The 21,208-nt window shown below is 70.5% G+C and carries 20 protein-coding genes and 2 pseudogenes; 12 read left to right on the plus strand and 10 right to left on the minus strand.

From position 1 onward, the window contains the following. Positions 1 to 15 precede the first annotated feature (15 nt). The gene (locus tag OIE67_RS53030; RefSeq protein WP_326634785.1) at positions 16 to 627 is read right to left on the minus strand and encodes a TetR/AcrR family transcriptional regulator; all 612 of its coding nucleotides are present in this window, start codon (positions 625 to 627) and stop codon (positions 16 to 18) included. 89 nt (positions 628 to 716) lie between these two features. Here OIE67_RS53030 and OIE67_RS53035 point away from each other — a divergent pair, with 89 nt between their 5' ends. Genes OIE67_RS53035 through OIE67_RS53045 form a run of 3 tightly spaced genes read left to right on the plus strand, consistent with a single transcriptional unit; the run spans position 717 to position 3,474 of the window. After that, complete coding sequence (locus OIE67_RS53035; RefSeq protein WP_326634786.1) at positions 717 to 1,454, plus strand: SDR family oxidoreductase; 738 nt, start codon at positions 717 to 719, stop codon at positions 1,452 to 1,454. A gap of 14 nt (positions 1,455 to 1,468) precedes the next feature. Beyond that, positions 1,469 to 2,356 (plus strand): SDR family NAD(P)-dependent oxidoreductase, encoded by an 888-nt coding sequence (locus tag OIE67_RS53040; protein ID WP_326634787.1) that lies wholly within the window; start codon positions 1,469 to 1,471, stop codon positions 2,354 to 2,356. Continuing rightward, positions 2,353 to 3,474, plus strand: a complete 1,122-nt coding sequence (locus OIE67_RS53045; protein ID WP_326634788.1) for a PQQ-dependent sugar dehydrogenase — start codon at positions 2,353 to 2,355, stop codon at positions 3,472 to 3,474. Before OIE67_RS53040 ends, OIE67_RS53045 begins: the two co-directional genes overlap by 4 nt. Before the next feature lie 85 nt (positions 3,475 to 3,559). Here the strand turns inward: OIE67_RS53045 and OIE67_RS53050 are convergent, their stop codons facing one another. Together OIE67_RS53050 and OIE67_RS53055 are read right to left on the minus strand one after the other, a co-directional pair. Beyond that, positions 3,560 to 4,519, minus strand: coding sequence for a fructosamine kinase family protein (locus tag OIE67_RS53050; RefSeq protein ID WP_326634789.1), 960 nt, complete (start codon positions 4,517 to 4,519; stop codon positions 3,560 to 3,562). A gap of 74 nt (positions 4,520 to 4,593) precedes the next feature. After that, the gene (locus tag OIE67_RS53055) at positions 4,594 to 5,490 is read right to left on the minus strand and encodes a helix-turn-helix domain-containing protein (RefSeq protein ID WP_326634790.1); all 897 of its coding nucleotides are present in this window, start codon (positions 5,488 to 5,490) and stop codon (positions 4,594 to 4,596) included. 100 nt (positions 5,491 to 5,590) lie between these two features. On the opposite strand from OIE67_RS53055, the gene OIE67_RS53060 reads away from it, so the two are divergent. Beyond that, the gene (locus OIE67_RS53060; protein WP_326634791.1) at positions 5,591 to 6,373 is read left to right on the plus strand and encodes a phytanoyl-CoA dioxygenase family protein; all 783 of its coding nucleotides are present in this window, start codon (positions 5,591 to 5,593) and stop codon (positions 6,371 to 6,373) included. A 280-nt stretch (positions 6,374 to 6,653) separates the two neighbouring features. Here the strand turns inward: OIE67_RS53060 and OIE67_RS53065 are convergent, their stop codons facing one another. Beyond that, positions 6,654 to 7,625 (minus strand): hypothetical protein, encoded by a 972-nt coding sequence (locus tag OIE67_RS53065; protein WP_326634792.1) that lies wholly within the window; start codon positions 7,623 to 7,625, stop codon positions 6,654 to 6,656. 229 nt (positions 7,626 to 7,854) lie between these two features. On the opposite strand from OIE67_RS53065, the gene OIE67_RS53070 reads away from it, so the two are divergent. After that, positions 7,855 to 9,855, plus strand: a complete 2,001-nt coding sequence (locus OIE67_RS53070; protein ID WP_326634793.1) for a hypothetical protein — start codon at positions 7,855 to 7,857, stop codon at positions 9,853 to 9,855. Positions 9,856 to 9,891: 36 nt separating this feature from the next. Here OIE67_RS53070 and OIE67_RS53075 read toward each other — a convergent pair whose 3' ends face one another. The 3 genes from OIE67_RS53075 to OIE67_RS53085 form a co-directional block, all read right to left on the minus strand. Then, positions 9,892 to 10,329, minus strand: coding sequence for a hypothetical protein (locus OIE67_RS53075; RefSeq protein WP_326634794.1), 438 nt, complete (start codon positions 10,327 to 10,329; stop codon positions 9,892 to 9,894). A 96-nt stretch (positions 10,330 to 10,425) separates the two neighbouring features. Next, positions 10,426 to 11,199 carry a maleylpyruvate isomerase family mycothiol-dependent enzyme gene (locus OIE67_RS53080; RefSeq protein WP_326634795.1) on the minus strand — a complete coding sequence of 258 codons (774 nt, stop codon included), beginning with the start codon at positions 11,197 to 11,199 and terminating at the stop codon, positions 10,426 to 10,428. Between the two features lie 208 nt (positions 11,200 to 11,407). Beyond that, complete coding sequence (locus OIE67_RS53085; protein ID WP_326634796.1) at positions 11,408 to 11,665, minus strand: alpha/beta fold hydrolase; 258 nt, start codon at positions 11,663 to 11,665, stop codon at positions 11,408 to 11,410. Positions 11,666 to 11,746: 81 nt separating this feature from the next. On the opposite strand from OIE67_RS53085, the gene OIE67_RS53090 reads away from it, so the two are divergent. Further along, entirely contained in the window at positions 11,747 to 11,995 is a 249-nt protein-coding gene (locus OIE67_RS53090; RefSeq protein WP_326634797.1) for an Rrf2 family transcriptional regulator, read from the plus strand. Between the two features lie 256 nt (positions 11,996 to 12,251). Here the strand turns inward: OIE67_RS53090 and OIE67_RS53095 are convergent, their stop codons facing one another. Then, positions 12,252 to 12,896: a TetR/AcrR family transcriptional regulator gene (locus OIE67_RS53095; RefSeq protein WP_326634798.1), complete on the minus strand. Its 645-nt coding sequence runs from the start codon at positions 12,894 to 12,896 to the stop codon at positions 12,252 to 12,254. A 142-nt stretch (positions 12,897 to 13,038) separates the two neighbouring features. Between OIE67_RS53095 and OIE67_RS53100 the strand changes: the two genes are divergently transcribed. The 3 genes and pseudogenes from OIE67_RS53100 to OIE67_RS53110 form a co-directional block, all read left to right on the plus strand. Further along, a complete protein-coding gene (locus tag OIE67_RS53100; RefSeq protein WP_326634799.1) occupies positions 13,039 to 13,818 on the plus strand; it encodes a glucose 1-dehydrogenase in 780 nt (259 codons plus the stop codon). Next, entirely contained in the window at positions 13,815 to 14,282 is a 468-nt protein-coding gene (locus OIE67_RS53105; RefSeq protein WP_326634800.1) for a nitroreductase/quinone reductase family protein, read from the plus strand. The genes OIE67_RS53100 and OIE67_RS53105 overlap by 4 nt, the downstream gene beginning before the upstream one ends. A gap of 168 nt (positions 14,283 to 14,450) precedes the next feature. Next, positions 14,451 to 15,209 (plus strand): annotated as a pseudogene (locus OIE67_RS53110) (transposase); the annotation flags it as partial. Between the two features lie 274 nt (positions 15,210 to 15,483). On the opposite strand, the pseudogene OIE67_RS53115 reads toward OIE67_RS53110, so the two are convergent. Continuing rightward, positions 15,484 to 16,128, minus strand: a pseudogene (locus OIE67_RS53115) (transposase); the annotation flags it as partial. A gap of 125 nt (positions 16,129 to 16,253) precedes the next feature. Between OIE67_RS53115 and rraA the strand changes: the two are divergent. Both rraA and pcp read left to right on the plus strand, forming a co-directional pair. Further along, positions 16,254 to 16,805, plus strand: coding sequence for a ribonuclease E activity regulator RraA (gene rraA, locus OIE67_RS53120; RefSeq protein WP_456094159.1), 552 nt, complete (start codon positions 16,254 to 16,256; stop codon positions 16,803 to 16,805). Between the two features lie 23 nt (positions 16,806 to 16,828). Beyond that, complete coding sequence (pcp, locus tag OIE67_RS53125; RefSeq protein WP_326634802.1) at positions 16,829 to 17,422, plus strand: pyroglutamyl-peptidase I; 594 nt, start codon at positions 16,829 to 16,831, stop codon at positions 17,420 to 17,422. Here pcp and OIE67_RS53130 read toward each other — a convergent pair. After that, complete coding sequence (locus tag OIE67_RS53130) at positions 17,396 to 20,254, minus strand: AfsR/SARP family transcriptional regulator (protein ID WP_326634803.1); 2,859 nt, start codon at positions 20,252 to 20,254, stop codon at positions 17,396 to 17,398. The two genes, pcp and OIE67_RS53130, sit on opposite strands and share 27 nt — an antisense overlap. A 209-nt stretch (positions 20,255 to 20,463) precedes the next feature. Here OIE67_RS53130 and OIE67_RS53135 point away from each other — a divergent pair, with 209 nt between their 5' ends. Next, the gene (locus OIE67_RS53135; protein ID WP_326634804.1) at positions 20,464 to 20,688 is read left to right on the plus strand and encodes a hypothetical protein; all 225 of its coding nucleotides are present in this window, start codon (positions 20,464 to 20,466) and stop codon (positions 20,686 to 20,688) included. The last annotated feature ends 520 nt before the right edge of the window (positions 20,689 to 21,208 follow it).

Below are 21,208 nucleotides of genomic sequence, written 5' to 3' on the forward strand. Positions count from 1 at the left end.
GGCGGAGCCGAGCTGTCAGGGGCGGTCCCCGTGAGGTGCCGAGCCGTACAGGGCCTGATCGACCAGGCGCTCGACGAGCGACTCGTCGAAAGGCACCCGCAACACCAGTAACCGGTGATAACAGGCCCCCCAGAGCTGATCCACGATGATGTCCAGGTCCGCGTCCTCCCGCACCTGCCCCTGCCGCACAGCCACGCGCAGCCGTTCCCGGGCGAGTGCGCGCCGCGGCAGGGCGTAACTCTCCGACCAGGCCCGGGCCAGGCCCGGGTCGAGCTGGGCCGCGCCGAGCAGTTCGCTGACGGGCTTCTCCGCGCCTTCCTCCTTCAGATAGCGGACGAACGCCTTGAGCTGGGCGATCAGATCGGCACGTATGTCACCGGTGTCGGGGAACTCCAGCGTCCGCCGGCTCAGAGCGAAGTACGCCTCGGCCGCGAGCACGCCCGGCGACGGCCACCACTTGTACAGGGTCGTCTTGCTCGAACCGGCCTCCACCGCGACCCGGTCGAACGTCACCGCCTGCATGCCGTCCTGCAGCAGGATGCGCCCGGCCGCCGCGAGCACAGCGGCGCGTACCTCTGCGGCCGGCCGGCGGCCCCGGCCGCGCCGAGCGGCAGTCTCCTCGGACATCCCCACCCCTTTTATGGACGACTTGTTCATTTCGGTGCTATCGTCGTATGTGGACGACTTGTTCATATCTTATCGGAGGAGACTCTGACATGGCGAACAACAAAGAACGCGTCGCGCTGGTCACCGGCGGGTCCGGCGGCATCGGCAGGGCGAGCGCGGAACGGCTGGCCGCCGACGGTTTCGCCGTCGTCGTGCACTACGCGGGCAGCAGGGACCGCGCCGAGGAGACGGCGAAGGCGGTCACGCGCGCCGGGGGCCGCGCCGTCGTCGCGGGCGGGGACGTGGCGGACGAGACGGCGATGGCCGCCGTGTTCGACGTCGCGGAGCAGGAGTTCGGCGGGCTCGACGTGCTCGTTCACACCGCGGGCATCATGCCGCTCGCGCCCGTCGCGCAGATGGACCTCGACACCTTCGACCGCGTCCAGCGCACCAACGTCCGCGGGACGTTCGTCGTCGACCAGCTCGCGGCCCGGCGCCTGCGCGCCGGGGGAGCGATCATCAACTTCTCCACCTCGGTCACCCGGCTGCAGCTGCCGAGCTACGGCGCCTACGCCGCGTCCAAGGGCGCCGCGGAGGCGCTCACGCTGATCCTCGCCCGCGAGCTGCGCGGCCGGGACATCACAGTCAACGCCGTGGCGCCCGGTCCGACCGCGACGCCGCTGTTCTTCGAGGGCAAGAGCCAGGAGGTCATCGACCGTACCGCCGCGATGAACCCGATGGAACGGCTCGGCACCCCGGAGGACATCGCCGAGGTCGTCGCCTTCCTCGCCGGGCCCGGACGCTGGGTCAACGGCCAGGTCCTGTACGCCAACGGCGGAGCGGCGTGAGAGGGGAGCCTGACATGCCCATCGTGCTGATCACCGGCGCGGCCACCGGCATCGGGCGCCTGACGGCCGAAACCCTCGCCGCGGCGGGGCACACCGTCTACGCGACGATGCGCGACCCCCAGGGCCGCGACGCCGCCGCCGCGTCCGAGCTCGCGGCCCTCGCCCGCGACACCGGCCGGGACCTGCGGGTCGCCGCGCTCGACGTGACGTCGCAGGCTTCGGCCGATGATGCCGTACGGCACATCCTCGCGGACGCGGGCGGCCTGGACGCCGTCGTGCACAACGCCGGGCACCTGTACCTCGGCTACGTCGAGGCGTTCACCGACGACGACCTCGCCCGGCTCCTCGACGTCAACACGGTCGGGGCGCACCGGGTCAACCGGGCGGTGCTGCCGTACCTGCGTCAGAACCGTTCCGGCACCCTCCTCTACGTCGGCAGCACCATCCTCGTCACCACACCACCCTTCCTCGGCCCCTACGTGGCCTCGAAGGCGGCGTTCGACGCGCTCGCCGTGGTGACGTCGTACGAGGTGTCGCAGTTCGGCATCGAGACCTCGATCGTGATGCCCGGCGCGATCACGCAGGGCACGCAGCACTTCGCGAACGCCTCGAAGGCCACGGACGAGCGCGTGGCCGCGCAGTACGCCGTACTCGACCCGCTCGTCGAACGGACCCACGACGCGCACGAGCAGCTCTTCGCGCCGGGGACGGCCGCCGACCCGCGGGACGTGGCGGAGGAGATCCGGCGCATCCTGTCCCTCCCGGCCGGGGACAAACCGTTCCGTTCCGTGGTGGACGCCGCCCGTGCCGGGGCCGACCACGTCATGGCTTTCAGCGATCTGACGCGGGAGGCGTTCGTACGGCGCCTGGGCTTCGCCGAGACGCTGGAGCTCAAGCGATGAGCGGCCGCGCGTTACGGCGGGCGGCGTTGATAGGGGTCGCCCTCGCGCTCAGCGGATGTTCGGCCCCGGCGGCCGAGCCGCAGGCGGCGCCGTCACGGACAGCCACCCCGAGCGCCGGCGCGGTCGCGACTCTCGGCCGGCCGGTCGAGCTGGCCACCGAACTGGAGGCGCCCTGGGGGCTCACCTTCCTCCCTGACGGATCGGCGCTCGTCTCCGAGCGGATCTCCGGCGAGATCGTACGCGTCCCTGCTCAGGGCGGCACCCCGCGGACGGTCGGCGTCGTCCCCGGCGTGCACGTGAGCTCGGAGGGCGGGCTGCTCGGCATCGCCGCCTCCCCGACATTCGCCGCCGACCGTACGGTCTTCGCCTCCGTCTCCGGACAGAACGGCAACCGCATCGTCGCGCTCACCATCGCCGCCGACTTCGGCTCCCTCGCCGTCGGCCGGGTGCTGCTCGACGGCATCCAGACCGCCGACCGGCACCACGGCGGCCGCATCGCCGTCGGGCCGGACGGGCACCTGTGGATCGGCACGGGCGACGCCTTCGAGCCCGAGAACGCCGCCACCCCCGACTCGCTCAACGGCAAGATCCTGCGCATCGCGGTGGACGGCTCCGTCCCCGAGGACAATCCGGGATCGTCGGCCATCTACTCCAGCGGTCACCGCAACGTCCAGGGCATCACGTTCGGCCCCGACGGCACCCCCTACGCGTCCGAGCTCGGCCACCGGACGTGGGACGAGGTCAATGTCCTGCGCGCGGGCGCCGACTACGGCTGGCCGGCCACCGAGGGCACCGCCGGCTCGACGGGCGAGCCGCCGATCGCCACCATCCACCCGGACGAGGCCAGCCCGTCCGGCCTCGCGTACGCCGAGGGGTCGCTGTGGATCGGCGCCCTGGGCGGCCGGCGGCTCTGGCAACTTCCGGTCGAGCGCGGCACCGCGACGGGCGCCCCCATCGACCACTTCACCGGCGCGTACGGCCGGATCCGTACCGTCGAAGTGGCCCCCGACGGGGCCCTGTGGCTGATCACGTCGAACACCGACCGCGCGACCTGGGGCGGCACGGACCCGCGCCCGGGCGACGACCGGATTCTCCGGGTAGAGGTGAACAAGGCGTGACACCGTTCCGAAGAGCGCCAACACACTATCCGTGACCGAATCGCGACGACAGGCCCCCAAGCCGGCCACGCTCGACGCCAGATAGCTAAGTTGCCGGTTTGTGAAGCCCTTCGGGCGCTGATTCCGCAGGTGGTGTCGTGCGGCGTCTGCTCGGCTGGTCTTTGGGCCGCTGCCGGAATGGGGCGAGCGTGGCGCGCACGATGTCGGCGGCTCCCCAGTCGGGGTCGAACTGGGCGATCACTGCCAGGTGCTGGCGCAGTTGGAGGATTGGCATGCGTTCGCGCCAGCCGCGGTCGAGTCCGGTCAGTTCGGCGTACAGCTCGAAGAGCACGTGCGCCTCGGGCGGCGGTGCCGTCGTCCACAAGTGGGCCAGGTCGACCTCGGCCCATGTGTACGAAACGGCCGGATCGATCAGCGCGGGCCGCCCGCCGGGGGTGGCCATGACATTCTGCGCCCACAGGTCGCCGTGCGTCAGGCACGCGGCCCTGACCGGCAGGAGCTCGGGCAGCCGGTTGCACAGCCGTTCGAGTGCCGCTCGGTCCGCGGCGTCGAGCGTTTCCCAGACGCGCGGCTCGCTGAGCCAGCGCAAGAGGCGACGCTGGGCGAAGAACTCGTATCCGTCGCCGTTCCAGGTGTTGACCTGCCGGCGACGGCCGAGCCAGTTGTCGCGGTGCCATCCGAATCGGGGGTGCCGCGTGCTGGTGTGCAGGTGGGCGAGCGCGTGAGCGAACTGCTCCCAGAAGACCTCGGTCGTCGGCCGGGGCTGCAGCGTGGACAGCACGAGCAGGTCGCGGTCGGCGAGGATGACTTCGGGCGTGACGACGCCGCCCGCCTCGCGCAGTACGGTGAGCCCTTCGGCCTCCGCGGCGAAGACATCGTCCGACGGCGGCTCGCCGAACGCCTTGACGAACACCGACGTGCCGTCGCCGCGGCGCGCGAGCCCTGCGGTCGCGGCGAGGCCTCCAGTGACTGGTTCGACTGCGGCGATGTCGGTCAGACCGATCGCGTGCAGGCGTTCGAGCAAGAAGGACGTCGCGTCAATCACGGGTGCGCTCTTTTCTGCTGGTCACGTGTCCTGGGTATCAGTGCCGAGCCGGCGGTGGCACGCTGCCTGGGCGATCAACGGGTTTCTGGCCGGCCGATTCCGCTCCGGTGGGTCGCTGATCGGGTGCGTCGCCGGTATTCGGTGGGGGTCAGGCCGACCAGGGTACGGAAGCGGCGGGCGAAGTACGTCGGGTCGGGCCAGCCGACGGCGGCGCCCACCCGGGAGGCCGGCAAGGTCGTGTGGGCCAGGAGTGTGGCGGCGCGTTCGGCTCGCAGGCGGGCCAGGTAGCGCAGTGGTGTCAGGCCCACGTGCCGGACGAACAGCCGGCCGAGGTGGTCGGGGTCCAGGTTGACCGCGCTGGCGAGATCGTCCAACCGCCACGGATGGGCGGGTTCCGCCTCGAAGCGGGCTATGGTGGCGGTGACCGCGGGGGAGGCGGTGGGTTCTGGCGCCTCCGGTACGAGGTCGCGGCCGTCGGCCAGGATGCCGAGGACGGTGACCAGCCGGCCCAGTACCCGGCCAGGGCGGCCCCGATCGGCGCCGAGGTCCCGTTCGAGCAGGGCGATCTCGGCGATGGCCTCCTCGGCGGCAGCGGGGCCGACGGTCGTGACCGCGACGCCGTGCCTACCGGATGCCACCGGATCGGTCCACAACATCGCGCGCGGCATCGGGATGTCGTACAGGAGCGCCAGTTCGGCCCGCAAGGCCTGGGCGGACAGGCAGCAGTTGGCGACGGTCAGGCCGGCGCAGTCCCGGAACCCGTGCCAGGCGCCGGGGCGCAGCACGATGACCTGCCCGAGCCGCAGCGGGCGTTCGCCCTGGCTGGTCAGGTGCCGCCCGTCGCCGGGTCCGATCACGGCGATCTCGAGGAAGTCGTGCGCGTGCGGCTCGATGCCGAGGTCCAGGTGGTGGACGCCGGCCAGGACAGGGCTTCCGGCGAACAGCGCGTGCTCGTGCAGGGTGGCGGGCATGTCGGGATCGTACGACTACGCGTCGAGATCGGGCTAGCCCTGAACGGCCTGCCACGACGACGCTTGGAGTGTTCGACGGCGACAACCTTGGAGGTCAGTGATGACGATCGAGCACTCCGTCAGCGACGTCGACGCGGACGGCCGGCTGCCGGAGGAGTTGGTGGCGGCCTACCGTGAGCACGGTTTCGTCCGAGTACGCGGCGTCCTCGAACCCGGCCGGATCGAGCGCTTCCGAGCCGGCGCGGCGGCGTTCCTGGCGGCGCATCGCGCGGAGAGCCTGGAGCGGCAGGGCGTCTTCAGCCAGCTCGTCAACGTCTGGCAACGCGACCGGACGCTGCGCGAGCTCACGTTCGACCGCCGGCTCGGCCGGATCGCCGAACAGCTCGCCGGGTTCCCGCTCCGGCTCTGGCACGACCAGATGCTGGTCAAGGAGCCGCACAACAACGCCGCCACGGAGTTTCACCAGGACCGCCCGTACTGGCCGCACGCGGATGACCGGCTGCCGCTGTCGGCGTGGATCGCGCTGGTCGACGTGCCGCCGGAGCGGGGCTGCATGACCTTCCTGCCCGGCACCCAGGATCGCACCGGCCTGCGCCCGCAGGACCTCCACCACGAGGAGGACCTGTTCGAGACGGACCCGTCGCTGCGCTGGATCCCGCGCGTCACCGTGCCGCTCCGGGCCGGCGACTGCACCTTCCACAGCGGCTACACCGGCCACATGGCGCTGCCCAACCGCACCGACCAGGCCCGGTTCGCGCACGTCGTCATCTACATGGACGAGGCGACCCGCTATGGCGGGACCCGGCATGTCGTGACCGATCCGCTCGGGCTCGCCGTGGGTGATCGGCTGGACGGTGACACCTTTCCCCGCCCCTGGGCTTAGATCCTTCCATCACATGAGCAGGCCGGGCCAGGCCCCTGATGACCTGCAACGAGGGGAACGGGTGCAACTCATCCACGTACCCGGCCGCAGGAACGACTCCGGCGGGCCGGGCACCCAACCCTGAAAACGAAGAGTCCGAGAGCGCCGTCGCGATGTGGTGACACCGCCGTCCAGGACAGTCCACCCCCCGCTCTGGACTCGCGTACGGAAGATGAGCAATGGCTTCACCAAGGACCCGTGCCGTCAGCAAGGCATGACCGCGATCGGGTCACCGAGCGAATCACCCGGTGCGGCCAGGCGAACCGCCCGCGACGACAACCGCCCAGCCTGCCGCCGTCGTGGCGGCGATGAGCAGAGCCAGTGCGCCCAGCGTCTGTCCGTCAGGGTGAATCAGCGCCTGACCACGCACCGCCTGCCACGTCACCAGCACGATCAGCCCCGCGTACGCCGCAGCGGCCACGATCATCAAACCCGCCCGGATCCGCTCGTCACGCAGCCGGGCGACCCGGCCGGCCAGGAGCCCGAGTACCAGCGCCACGACCAGCATGACCTGCAGCCCGTGCAGGCCGACGAAGTGCGGGATGCGCAGGTCGCCGCCGACCGTGCTCCAGCCGGTGAGCGGCAGCCCGGGACCGCCGTCCGGGACGCCCACGTTGTGCTGAGCGCCCAGGGGGATCGCATGCCCGGCCGCGTCCACCGCCGTCCACACCTCGCTGGACCGCGCCGGTATCCAGAACCCGAGTCCGATCCCCGCGACGACGAAAGCCAGCCCCGCGCGAATCGCCCACGTGAGCACCCGATCGCCGACCCGCTGGAAGATCAGCAGCCCGGCGAGAACGAAGTTCGCCAGCATGAGCAGTTGCACACCCACGCCGAAGATCAACGAGATGCCGTCGGTGAACGGGTCGTCCGCCTGGTTGAAATGGCTGAACGTGCCGCGCGCCGCCTGCACCACGACGACGCCGACGTCGACCATCCCGGTGACGGCCAGCAACGTCGCCATCCACCAGGTCCAGCGACTCGCCCGGTGCGGCAGCGTCAGCATCCAGGCCAGGGTGAGGCCGTACACGATGAACGACACCGCGAACTTCAGCGGCTTCCCCCAGACCGGCGCGCCGAGCAGCACCCGGTCGTCGACCACCATGCCCACGGCCGAGACGACCAGCAGCAGCACCATAGACGCGACCATCAGCAGGAGCGGGCGGTGCAGGCGCCGGACCGGCGTACGCACGGGCTCGAGAACCTCGGACATCGGCACGCCCTTTCCAGCGAAAGCCGCCACGGAGGAACAGCCCCAACGCTAGAAATCGACCTGCTTCGGCCCCACCCCGACGACCCCCCAACCAGGGGATGGCCAGCCCTCCCACCGGCGGTAGGGCCGGCCGTACCAAGAGGTCCGGTTGATAGATCGAGCAGGTGCCCGACGGCGCTGACGGCCTGAGGGTGAGACGGTGACCCTGGAGGGATGGGAGGCTTGAGGCGTGCGTACCTGGTTCGGGCCCGATGAGGCCGAGGAGTTCGAGGCCGCCAAGGATCTGCTGGTTCGGCGGTGTGTCGCCTGGGCGGAGGAGCGCGGGCAGCCGGTCGATGGACTGCTGCTGTCCGCCGCCGTCGACGCGCGGCACGAGAGCCGTGACGGGCGGCTGGCGTATTGGGACGATGCGGGTATCAGCTTCTTTTTGCTGCGGTACGTGCCGTACGCGGTGACGGCTTCGCGGGAAGAGCTCGACCTCGCACCGGAAGTGCTGCGCACGTACCTGCGTTATCTCGACGTCACGGGCCTGCGCGACCCGCGCGGCGCGACGCTCGTGGAGGCGGAGGAGATCATCGCCGGGTTGCGAGCCTCGTACGCGGCGGCGCTCGACGATCCCACGCTGCGCGGGCTGGCCACGTTCTGGGCGCACACGGCTCTCGACCACGGCGTCGATCTCACCGTTCAGGGGGCGTTCGAACGGTTCAAGCGCGATCTCGACGCCGGGCGGGTGCCGTACGACGAGCAGGTGCTCGAGAAGATCATGCAGGACCGCATCGTGCACGGCGGCATCGGCGAGGAACGCGCCTTCCCCCAGCCGCCTGTCTCCCTGCCGCCGGCGTCCGAGCTGGCGGAGGCCGCCGCGCGCAGCCGGACCGTCCAGCGTCTCATCACGCTGACCGATTGGGTGGGCAAGGACGGACGTGCCCTCACCGACGCGGGCAACCTCCGCGTCGCCGACGCCCTTGAGGTGTCGGCCCTGCTGGGCACTGGCGAGGACCGCCTGACCGTCCGCAGCGCCACCGATCTGCCGCAGCTCAACCTGCTGCTCGCCTGGGCCAGGAAGCTGCGCCTGACCCGCATCAGCAAGGGCCGGCTCCTCCGCGTGGCCAAAGCGGCGCCGTTGCTGCGCGACCCGGAGGCGCTGTGGCGGCGCGCGTTCGAGGTGCTGCCGGAGCTGGGCCAGGTGGTTACCATGCCCGTCGCGACGTGGCGACCCGAGCCCGTTCTGGCCGAGGTCTTCGACGAGATCCTGCCGGACGTGCTCAACACCATGTACGGGCTGGACGAGATGCCGGTGATCCGGCTCGAAGAGACGGTGTGGCTGGCCTGCCAGGAGTACTTCGTCCTCGACCAGGAGGACGACCGCCTGCGCGATCTCTGGCGTCGCGAGGCCGCCCGGGACCTGGGGCGCATGTTCGAGGTCCTGTCCGACCTCGGAGCCGTGGAGCTCACCCGCGGCCCCGCCGACCCCCTCTACACGAGCGACCTCGACCACGACGACCAGCTCTTGCCGCCGGACGCGGTCGAACGCCTGCGCACCGCCCTCGCCGAGCCCGACCTCCCGCTGGTCCGCCTCACCCCGCTCGGCGTGCGCGGCGTCCGCGAGCGCCTCCTCGCTGAAGGCCGCGACGCTCCCCTCCTCGGCGAACTGGCCACCGCCCCGCCGGCCGAGCTGCTGGGGGTGCTCGCCCAGCACTATCCGCCGGAGGACGCCGTCGCGGAGCTCCAGGGGTGGCTGGCCCGGCCGGGGCAGGACCTCGAGAGGCTGCTGCAGGCCGTGCGGGACTGCCCGTTCCGTACGCGGGCCGGGGCGATGCTGCGCGTGCTGGCCGACGCCCTTCCCCCCGAACGGCGGCTGCTGCACGACCTGCGTCACGACCCGGTCCTCGGGCCCGTTGTGTGGACGCAGCTCATCGACGCCGGGGAGCTGGAGCCCGGGTCGTCGAGTGAGCGGGAGAACCTGCTGATGGGGGCGGAGAGTTTCCTGTCGGTGCTGGAGCTCGCGGGGCCTGAGGGGCTGATCGAGCAGCTCAAGAGGATGGGGGGCGGGGACCCGTCCGAGTTCGTTGAGGCGATCCTGGCCTCGGGGCACCCTGATGTCGTGGGATTGCGGGAGCTACGCGAGCTGGTGGCCGAGCCGCTCCGCAGGACCGCCCGCCATCCCCTCCGCCTCGTCCCCACCCGGCCGCCGGGAGCCCAAGGCCGCCGAAAGAAGCGCAAGCGCTGAAGCGTGCTCGGCCGGGCGTGGGGCCCTCCCGATCTTCTAGGCCGCAGGCCAGAACCGGGCTTTCAGCAGGGTGACGCCGACGATGTCCGGAGTGAAGTCCTCGTGGGCCAGCGCCTTGCGATGGATGCTCACCCGCCAGAGCGTGTCCCGCCGGCCCAGGTCGAATGCTTCGCCGTAGGTCGTGTCGCCGTCGTAGTCGCTCAGGGCGAACACTCTTCCGGACGCGAAACGTACGTCTCCGGACCAGGTACGGTCCCAGGAGCCGAGTGGTGGCGGCTGCCCGTTCCAGAGCTCGTACTTGATCAGACATCGCTCGCTTCGCCGCTCGTTGATCGCGATCGCGTTCTCGCCCGCGTTGATCCACCCTCCGGGGTCGATGTCGTAGATGCCAGACTCCTCCTCCACGTCCGCGATCCCGGTGAGGTATTTCAAGATCTCTTGCTGGTCGAGCAATTCGGCGATGATCTCGGTCATGATCGTCCAAAAGATTCCGTGCGACGTGGAGCAAGCCGGCCCGCTGCGATGTCCGCAACGCCGGGCCCAGCGGCACCCGCAGAACCGAGTGCGCGTTTACGCGTTCGGGTCCCACTCTGCGAGCAGTTTCATCGGCTCGGGGTCGCCGATGGTCTCCAGATCGTCGAGCGGGACACGCTCGTAGAAGTAGAGGACCAGTTCGCTCGCCGCACCTCGCATCACCATGTCGCCCGGCTCCGCGTCGGCGGTGAGGTCGTCACAGCGGACGCCGTCGGCGTTCAGGGTCAGGCGCCAGGAGCGGCCCTCGGTCGCGTGCAGGTCGATGGTCGCCGGCTTGAACGGCCAGGGGACGGTCGTCGCCGCGACGGTCGTCAGGAACTCGTCGACGCCCTCGACCGCGACGTCCGCCGGCAGCGGCTGCTCGGTCCCCTGAGCGAGCTGGGCGTCATACGTGTGGACGGCGATCTCCTGCATCTGGTGCCGGGCCACGGCTCCGCTGGTCTCCGGGGCCTGCGAGCGGCCCCACCAGGTCCAGCAGCCGCGGTCCGGGCCGGCCTCGCGCATCGCGTCGAGCATGAGCTCGGTCGACTCGGCGAGCCAGGCGTCCAGGGCTTCGTGATCGCGGGGCGCGGTCGGGGCCCCCTTCGGGTCAGTCTTCGCCGGGGGTTGAGCGCCCGGGCCCGCCGCGACGATGGCGGCCTGGCGGCGGCGCCCGTCACCGAGGTGCTGCGCCAGCTCGCGGAGCGTCCAACCCGGGCAGGTCGGGACCTGGACGTCAAGGTCGGAGGCGGACGCGATCGCGGCGCGGAACGCGGCCGAGCGGTCCTCGATCAGCCGCAGGACCTCGGGGAACTCCAAGATGTTTCGCACCTCGGTTGTGTATCACGGCGCTCAGGGCACCATGCACCTGGCCAGGGTGTTACGCGCCACGCCCAGGTTGTTGGCGATCCCTCTGACCGGAAAGGCCTGCATACCCGGCTCAACTCCATGATCAAGGCGCTATCGCCCGGGTCAAATCGGCGAAGTCGGTCATGCCTTGGGGGCTCGAAAACGTGATCGCTGCCAGTCGTGTCGCCTGTTATCGGGTGTCAGCTTTTTCGGTGTGGTCGACGATTGCCGCGATGGCCAGGTCCCAGAGGTCTCGTGGCGGTTGTTGATGCCCGGCGCCGGGGAGGGGGATCAACCGCGCGCCGGGGATCTCGGCGGCGAGGGCTCGGCCATGCTCCAGGGGGAACATCGGGTCGGTGGTGCCGTGCAGGACCAGGGTGGGGGCGGTGATCTGGTCGAGCCGGGAGCCGGTCGGGGTGTCGTCGTCGAGGACGAAATGGTTGGTCATCGAGGCGGCCATGTCCCGGGTTCGATCGACCTCTGGGCGGCGAGCCGCCGGTAGCGCGGCTCGTCGAACCCGAGGCGCGGGGTGGGTGCGGGCTGGTCGCTGGCGCGCGACCTGGAGTCGATGACGCTGCTCGACGTGTACGAAGCGGTGGAACCCGGTCCGCTGTTCGCGCTGCACCGCGCGACCCCGGACCCGGGATGCGTGGTGGGTCACGGCATCCAGCCGGCGATGCAGCGTATCTACGACGGCGTCGAGGAGGCCCTCCGGCGTGAGCTGGCCCGCGTCACGCTGGAGGACGTACTCCAGGATGTCCTCGCGGCACCTCGCTGAACGGTCCTGCCCGTGAGTCCTTCCGGGCCAGTGACTGAGGCAGAGGTCGCCGGCGCGATCGAGGGCTTCTTGAGGCGTGCCAGCAAGACTCTTGTCGGGCCGTGCTGGTGCCAGGCTGGTCGAGGTGGGTCAACACATCGGCGCTTCCTTCTTCGGTGTCTGCGGGCGGGATAGCCTCGCGGGCGTCCTCACGACACCCTCGGTTGGTTAGGCAGCCGCTTCTTTGGCGCCGAGACTCACTCGCGGTAGGCGGCGATCATTTGTTTGTGCACGCCCATGGTCTGGTCGCGGCGTACCGGGCGGCGATGGTGTGGACGGCCTCGTCGACCACTTGCGCGACGCGTTCGGCGCTCACCTCCCAGCCCGGCACTAGGAGTGTCGGCCAGAAGACGTAGTTGGAGATCATGCCCAGGAACTGGGTGGCTGCGAGGTCCACGTCTTCGACCTGCACCGTTCCCGCCTCGTGCTCGGCTAGGAGGTAGCCGCGTACGGACTCGAAGTAGGGCATCTTCCCGTGCGAGAACTGCGCATGGGCCAGTTCGGGGAACCGCGGCAGCTCGGCGATGACGATCCTGAACAGGTCGGTCATCTGGGGCCGACTCAACAGCTCGGCGTAGCGGCGACCGATGGTGCTGAGTCCCTCAACGACGTTGCCTGCCGGTGGAGGATCCTCCTCGTCAGCGGTTGACCAGGACTCGGTGACGATGGCGTCGAACAGGGCAGCCTTGCTCGGAAACTGCTTGAACAAGGTGGCCCGCGAAACGCCCGAGCGCTCTGCGATCCGCGCCAGCGACGTCCGGTCGTAGCCCAACTCGAGGAACAGTGCGGTCGCGGCCGTCACGATCAGGGCGCGCTTCTCCTGGGCGATGCGCTGGTGATACGTCGTCACGACCCTGCTCATGGGCCGAGTATACGAGGTGAGTGGCTTGACTCGCCACTGCCGCCGACCTAGTGTCAGGGGGTGGTGAGTCGCCCGGCTCACCACCGGCCGCCGTTCGTCACTGGTGATCCGGTCATTCATCCACGTACCGAAGGAACATCTGATGCCCCGCTTCGACAACCAGACCGTGCTCGTGACCGGTGGGACCGGCGGCCAGGGCTCGAGCCACGTACGCGCCTTTCACGCGGAGGGAGCGAACGTGGTCATCGGCGACATCGACGCCGAACGCGGCGCTGCTCTCGCCGCCGAGCTCGGGACCCGTGCTCGCTTCACCCGCCTCGACGTCACCGACGAGAGCTCTTGGTACGCCGCTGTGCTAGCCGCCGAGAGCGCCTTCGGCGCCCTGAACGTGCTCGTCAACAACGCGGGCGTCCAGAACCCGCCTGCAACGATCGAAAACACGGAGCAGGCCACGTGGTCGCGCATCCTTGACATCAATCTCACAGGGACCTTCCTCGGCGTCAAGGCCGCTGCCCCCGCTCTGCGCCGCGCAGCAGGGGGAGCCATCGTCAACGTCGCCTCGACCATGGGCTTGGGCGGCACGGCTCACTACGCGCCGTACGTCGCCAGCAAGTGGGCCGTGCGAGGTCTCACCCAAACGGCAGCGCTCGAGCTCGGCCGCGACCACATCCGTGTGAACACCATCCACCCCGGCGTGATCGCGACCTCGTTCATCCGCGAACCAGCAGTTGGTGCCACCGCGGCAATCGCAGACTTCTACTCACCCGAGCCGTTCGCCATCCCCCGGCTTGGCGAGCCGACCGACGTCACCCGGCTTCTCCTGTTCCTCGCGTCATCAGACGCGTCGTTCATCACGGGTTCGGAGTACGTCATTGACGGTGGACTCCTCCTCGGCCCCGCCCTTCAGACCGAGACCGCATGAACACTCCAGACACGACCGGATCGAACGGCTCCGTACGGGACGCGTCTTTGTCGCACCTGCCCGATCCCATCCGGCGAGCCATCGAGATCACACCCGCCGCGGGCACCAGAGAACGGATCATCGACATCACGACGCTGGGACGCCGCACCGGCCAACCACGCCGCATCGAGATCTTCTTCTACCGAGCTGCGGGCACAACCTACCTGTGTAGCGGCGCCGGCGGTGCCGCGACCGACTGGCATGCAAACCTGCTCGCCAATCCCAACTTCACCTTCCACCTCAAGAACGGGATCCGTGCAGATCTGCCCGCACGGGCGACGCCGGTCACCGACCCAGCCGAACGTCAGGCCGTGCTGGCGGAGATCGTCGCGGATCTCAATCAGCTTCACGACCCCGGCACCATCCGGCCGACACGGCTCGAAGATTGGGCCGGCAGCCGGCTGATGCGCATCAGCTTCCGCTAGCGGCCATGATCGCGGGATCCCTCGACAGATGACCATTCCCAGGAACTGGAGGTTTAGTTGCGGCCTAGAACGATTCCTCACCAGATGAAGGTGTAGCTGGAGCCGGCGCGTCGATGAGCCGATAGGCGTCGAGGTCTCCCGATCCAAAAGGGCTCCTACACGCTCATCCTGAAAGACCTCGACGAGCCCGACGCCACCGTCGGCGAGCGCCCAGACGCCTTTGCCCGCCCCGACCTGTCCACGTTCTGCCGACTCGACGAGCTTGGCCTCGTCGTCACCGGCCAGCGCCTCGAGGTCCTCTCGTGCCGGGTCCTTAAACCGGACCAGTGGTGCTGCCGGTGTGGTTGCGAAGGGTCTCCACGCGACACGGTGACCCGGCAGCCGGCCCACGAACCGCTCGGCTGGCGACCTACGACGCTGCTGGTCACGATCCGCCACTACCGGTGCAGCGGCTGCGGTCACGTCTGGCACCAAGACAGCAGCCTGGCGGCCGAGCCGCGGGCGAAGCTCTCGCGTCGCGGGTTGCGGTGGGCCCTGGAAGGGATCGTGTGTCAGCACTTCGCCATCGCCCGCGTCGCGGAAGGGCTCGGGGTCGCGTGGAACACCGCCAACGACGCCGTCCTGGCCGAGCGCAAGCGAATCCTGATCGATGATCCAGCCCGCTTCGACGGCGTGAAGGTAGTTGGCGTCGATGAGCACGTTTGGTGCCACACCAGGACGGGCGATAAGTACGTCACCGTGATCATCGACCGCACCCCGATCCGCGACAAGACCGGTCCGGCGCGGCTGCTCGACATGGTCGAGGGCCACTCCAAACAGGTGTTCACGACCTGGCTCGCCGCCCGCCCCGACACCTGGCGTGAGGCGATCGAGGTCGTGGCGATGGACGGGTTCAGCGGGTTCAAGACCGCCGGCGGACAGTCTGTGGGGCTGCCCCGGTAGCCCTGCGCTTGGATCTCGCGGGTGAGGCGGGAGGCGTCGGTGCAGCCGTCGTTGAACCGCTGGATCAGGTAGGGCAGGTAGGGCGTGAGCAGGTCGGATCGTCCGGTCGCCTTGGTCAGCAGGTCCTCCGCCGACGCCGCGCCGGCGAACTTGCGGACGGTGGGCCGGGAGAACCGCAGCTTGCGTGCGATCGCCGAGATCGTCCAGCCCTTGGCGGCCAGTTCCTGCACCGCGAATTTGAGTCGCCTCGGGGGGCCCCGGCCTTGGCGCCTGCCGCATAGGCGCCGGCCCGGTCTCTGCAGATCACGTGAACGCCGGGATGGTCGCGTAACCACTGCTCCAGGGCGTCGGCGGTCCGGTCGTCCAGCACGTCGATGGGCTGGTGGGTGTCCATGTCGATCAGCACGGTGGCGTAGGAGTGTCCGCGCTTCTTGGAGAAATCGTCGACGCCGAGCACGGTGACCTGGCCGATCTCGGGGTCGGGCAGGGCGCGGACCAGACCGATCAGCGTGTCCCCTCCCACGCGTACGCCGAGTAGCTCCAGCAGCCGGGAGGCGGCACGCCCGGCCAGTGCCAGGGCCATCAGCTCCAGGAGCCGGCACAACAGCTGCGTGCGGCGGGCGTAGCGTTGGATGAGACCGGGCACGGGCTCGGCGAACGTCCGGACCGGGCATGCTGGGTTCTGGCAGGTCAGGCCGCGGATCGTGAGCGCGATCAGGACCGGGCGGCCCGAAACGGGCAAATCATGCAGCAGCCGCCGGTAGCGGCCATGTACCCGCGAGGAGATTGTGCCGCACGCCCGGCAGGCCGCCGGCCCGCCCCCGGTATGCGCCGTGACCAGTACATAGTCCGCATGGTCGGTCACCTCCTCGACGAGGAGTTCGGCCATTTGGGGGATGAACATTTTCAGGCAGCAGGGATCGCCCGCCACCGCGTGCTGCGCACAGGGCACAATGAACCTCGCGGGCCGCGCGCGGGCCCATCCGCTTCACGGAGCTGGAGCGGGCGGTCAAGGGCATCAGCCGGCGCATGCTGACGCTCACCCTGCGCCAGCTGGAACGCGACGGCCTGCTCGTCAGGACCATCTATCCGACGGTGCCGCCCAAGGTCGAGTACACCGCCACCGAGATCGCCCTGGAACTCTACGAATCCCTGACGTCGCTCACCACATGGGCGGAGCGGCACCGTGCCGCCATCGCCGACGCACGCACCGCCTACGACCGGGCCGCGTCGTGGGCGACACCCCTCAGGTCGGCTCTGGAGCAGCCCGGCGGGGGACGCGTCCTGGTGGTCGACGGCGGCGGCTCCCTGCACACCGCCCTCATGGGCGACATCATCGCCGGCCTCGCCGTCACCAACGGCTGGTCGGGTGTGATCATCAACGGCGCGGTACGGGACGTCGCCGCCCTGCGTGAACTGGACCTGGGCATCAAGGCACTGGGCTCCAACCCCCGCAAGAGCGCCAAAACGGGAGCCGGCGAACGCGACGTCCCGGTCACTTTCGGCGGCGCCACCTTCCACCCCGGAGCCGAACTGTTCAGCGACGACGACGGCATCCTCGTAACCCGCGCCCGACCATGACACAGGCGTACGAGAGGAAACCCATGACCCACGTCCTGCTCACCGGATTCGAGCCCTTCGACGGCGCCGGCGTCAACCCGTCGTGGCAGGCGGTGCAGCGCGTCGCGACCACGCCGCCGGACGGATCATCGCTGACGACGGCGATGCTGCCGGTGGTCTTCCACGACGCCATCGCACGATTGCGCGCGGCCGTCGAGGAGTTCGGCGCCGACGTCGTCATCTGCGTCGGCCAGGCGGGCGGAAGGCCGGGCATCTCGGTCGAACGCATCGCCATCAACCTCGACGACGCCCGCATCCCCGACAACAAGGGCACCCAGCCCGTGGACGAGCCCGTCGTCGCGGACGGCCCGGCGGCGTACTTCTCCACCCTCCCGGTCAAGGCCTGCGTGGCCGCCGTCCGCGAGGCCGGCCTGCCGGCGTCCGTCTCGCACACGGCGGGCACGTACGTCTGCAACCACGTCTTCTACGGCCTGATGCACCTCATCGCGTCCGGCCGGCCGGGGGTACGCGGAGGCTTCGTCCACGTGCCGTACCTGCCCGAACAGGTCGAGAGAGGGGTTATCCGGTCCTCCACGATCACGCTCGCAGGCTCACCCGATCCCGTCCCGACCACGTGAGTCCGAGTTCCCCGCGTTCACCAGCTTCTTCCGAACCCGCTCCCCATTGGCCCGGCGATGCTGGGACTCGTACAGGGCCAGCGCGTCCCGCCAGGCCGCCCGCGCCTCGGCGGCGTTGCCGAGAGCGTGGTGCGCGTCGCCCAGGGCCACCAGGGTGTCGGCGCTCTGGAAGGCGTTGCCGGTGCCCCTGCGCAGGTCGAGGCACTGCCCGTAGTACTCCAGCGCACGCTTGTGGTCGCCCCGGTGGAAGGCGAGCTTGCCGAGGCTGTCGAGGGTGGCGGCCTCGCCGTCGAGGTACCGGTGCCGGCGGAAGATCGTCAGAGCCTGCTCGCAGGCGTCGCGGGCCGCCTCGTGCTCGCCGAGCTGCAGGCGGATCCAGCCCACGGCGCCGAGGGCGCTGGCCTCCCAGATGGGGTCGCCGCCCTCGCGCTGGAGCCGCAGCGCGGTCTGCGCGTGGTCGAGTCCGCGCCGCGGTTGCCCCCGTATGCTCCACATCCAGCCCATCGTGTGGTGCACCTGGGCCAGTAGGGGACGGTCCCCGGCCTGCTCGAACAGCTTCAGCGCCCGCTCCAGGTGGCCGGCCGCCTCGTCGACCGGGTCGCGCGTGGCGTGGGCGTACCCGGTGTGCCAGAGGACGACGGCGGTGGTGTGCGGATCGTCCAGGCGTTCCGCCGCCGCCAGCGCGAGTCGCCAGGTTGCCAGTCGCTCGCGGATGTGGAAGCGGCGCAGCAGGAAGGTGCTCATGCCCCAGGCGAGCTGCCAGGCCGTGACGTCCAGGCCCAGCTCCGGGGCCAGGAGCTGGGCGGCCAGCAGGCATGGCAGCTCGGTCTCGAACCAGGACAGTGCGGCGGCGGCGTCCTCGACGGCCGGTACGTACGCGGTCAGAGGAGGAGCCGCGATCGCCGGACGGTGCGGCGACAGCACCCGGTCCGCGGCACAGGCCATGGCCGTGTAGGTCTCGACCAGGCGCGCCAGAGCCTGGTTCCGCGTCTCCGGCGGCAGGTCGGCCTCGATCCGCTCGGCGGCGTAGAGCCGGACGAGGTCGTGCATCCAGTATCGGCCGGGGGAGAGCTGCCTGACCAGGTTGGCGGTCTCCAGCGTGGACAGCAGCGCGCGGGTCTCGGCGCTCGGCAGCCCGGACAGCGCGGCTGCGCCCGGCAGGCCGATGTCCGGGCCTGGGGCCGTCCCCAGCAGCAGGAACAGCCGGGACGCCCGCGCGTCCAGCGCCGCGTAGGAGGAGGCGAACACCGCGCGCAGGCCCGCGCCCAGGTCGCCGGTCTGCAGCGCGTCGAGCCTGGTGGCTGGATCACGCAGCTCCTGGGCGAGCACGGACAGCGGAAAGCCGGGCTGCGCGCTGGCGCGGGCGGCCAGCACTCCCAGCGCCAGCGGCAGGCCGCCGCTGTGCTCCAGCAGCACGGCGACGGAGGCGGGATCGTCGGCCAGCGTCCGCGGACCGATGTGGTGGGAGAGCATCCGGTAGGACTCCTCGTCGGAGAAGGCTCCCACCTCCAGCAGCTGGGCCGAGTGCGTGGCGTGCAGGCTCACGAGCCGGTTGCGGCTGGTCACCAGCACCGTGCAACCCGGCCGGCCCGGGACGAGCGGCGTCACCTGGGCGCTGTTCCTGGCGTTGTCCAGGACGATCAGCAGCCGGCGCTCAGCCAGCACCGACCGGTACAGCGCGGCCTGCGGCTCCTGGTCCGCGGGGATCACCGTGGGCGGCACGCCCAGCGCCGTCAAGAAATGGCGCAGCACGGCGCTCGGGGACAGCGGCTCCTCGATGTTGTCGAAGCCGCGCAGGTTCACGTACAGCTGACCGTCGGGGTAGCGGTCGCGGCGGGTATGCGCCCAGTGCAGCGCCAGCCAGGTCTTGCCGATGCCGCCGGGCCCGCTGATCACGGCCACGCCCACGCTGCCGGCGTCGCAGGCCAGGTGCAGGTCCAGCTCGCGCAGCTCGCGGCTCCTGTTGGTGAACGCGGCCGGCGCGGCCGGAAGCTGGCCGGGCATGGGCAGGGACGTCTCCGGCGCCGGCTCGTCCTGCCGCCGTGTCGGGGCCGTGTCGGACCGCAGGATCTGCCGCTGCACCTCCTGGAGCTCGTTGGTGGGCTCCAGGCCCAGCTCCTTGACCAACCGGGTTCGGAACTGCCGGTAGACCTCCAATGCCTCGCCGCGGCGTCCGCTGCGGTGCAGCGCCCGCATGAGCTGTCCGTGCAGGCGCTCCCTGAGCGGAGCCTCGGCGGCCAGGGCGCGTGCCCGCGTGACGACCTCGGTGTCCCGGCCCAGCTCCAGCAGCACCGACTGCCGCTCTTCCAGGGCGTCGAGCCGCAGCCCGTCCAGCCATTCGGTCTGCGCCTCGGTGAACAGGCCGGTGACGCCGCCCAGCGGCGGGCCCCGCCACCAGGCCAGCGCCTCGTCGTAACGGGCGAGCGCCTCCTCGCACCGGCCCTCGGCCATCGCCTCCCGGGCCAGTGACACCTGTGACTGGAAGCAGGCGAGGTCGAGCCGGCCGGGGCCGAGCCGCAGCACGTAGCCGGGCCGCTGGGTGCCGATCACGTCGGCGTCCAGGGCGGCGCAGGCGCGGCGGACCTCGGAGATCAACATCCTGATCCGGGAGGCCGGGTCGCTGGGCAGCGCCTGGCCCCAGACCGCCTCCGCCAGGCGCTGTGTCGAGATCATCCGGTCGGCCTGCAGCAGCAGCGCCGCGAGCAGGGCCGCCTGTTTGCCGCGGAAGGTGACCCGTCCGGTGTCGGCCTCCAGCTCGACGGGGCCGAGGAGGCGGAACAGGAACGCCGGCGCCTTGCCGTCCTGCTGTCCCGCCGGCGGCTTCCGGCCCATCCCACCTCCTGACACCGGACAAGTCTACGGCTGGAGCCCCGGCACCAGAAGATCACCCAGCCCCGTTGGGGGCGTGCGGAAAACATGCGGAAATAAGGCACGCCCTTCATAGGATCGGACCGAAATTCCGTGAATGGAGCCGCCGGAATCGGCGCCTTCATCTCCGGAAAGGCTCCGTGAATCGAAAGGATCGCCCTATGAAGACTGCCATGAGGCGTATCTCGCTGGGCGTGTCGACCGCCATCGCCGCCGCCGCGATGGCCGCCACCCTCGCTCCGGCACCGGCCTCCGCGCAGGTGATCGTCCAGTGGTACTCGTACAACACCGCAGGTGCGAAGGCGTGCAACTCCGCCGCCAACGCCGCCGGCCCCGAGTACTACTGCACGGTGGTCACGATCGGCGGCACGAAGCTGTACGCGCTCGCGCGGCCGTGAGCAATGGGGCCACTTCCTGGTGGGAGGTGGCCCCCTTTTTCTTCGGGCCGTCAGGGTGGGAACGTCAGGCGCAGGTGGCCTATGGAGCCCGGGTGATCGACAGGCGTCCGAACGTGAAGGTCCCGCCCCTTCCAGGTCGTCGTGCGTCGTGGGATCGCCGGGGGCGGCCTTGGCTCCCCGGTGCTTCACCCGCGTGCCGGTGGAGGTGATCGTGCGTACGTGCACGCCGGAGCCGGCGGGGTGCAGGACGCCGAGGCTGCGCGGCGCGGCCGGGTCCGAGGCGCCGTCGAACGCCTCCACCTGGTGGGAGTAGGAGTTGTTGCCCGTCTTGCAGGCGACGACCGCGATCGGGTCCGGCAGCCCGTCGCCTGTGACGTCCTCGACGACCGGTTCGACGTCGTAGAGGCACTCGGGCCGCGGGGATCCGCAGTCGAGGTGCGAGGAAGCGGCCTTCATCCAGTGACGCTCGCCGAGGGGACGCCGCGGGGCCGGGGCGCCGTCCAGGGCGATCCAGGCCAGG

The organism is Nonomuraea fuscirosea, from assembly GCF_035917475.1.
GTDB lineage: Bacteria > Actinomycetota > Actinomycetes > Streptosporangiales > Streptosporangiaceae > Nonomuraea > Nonomuraea fuscirosea.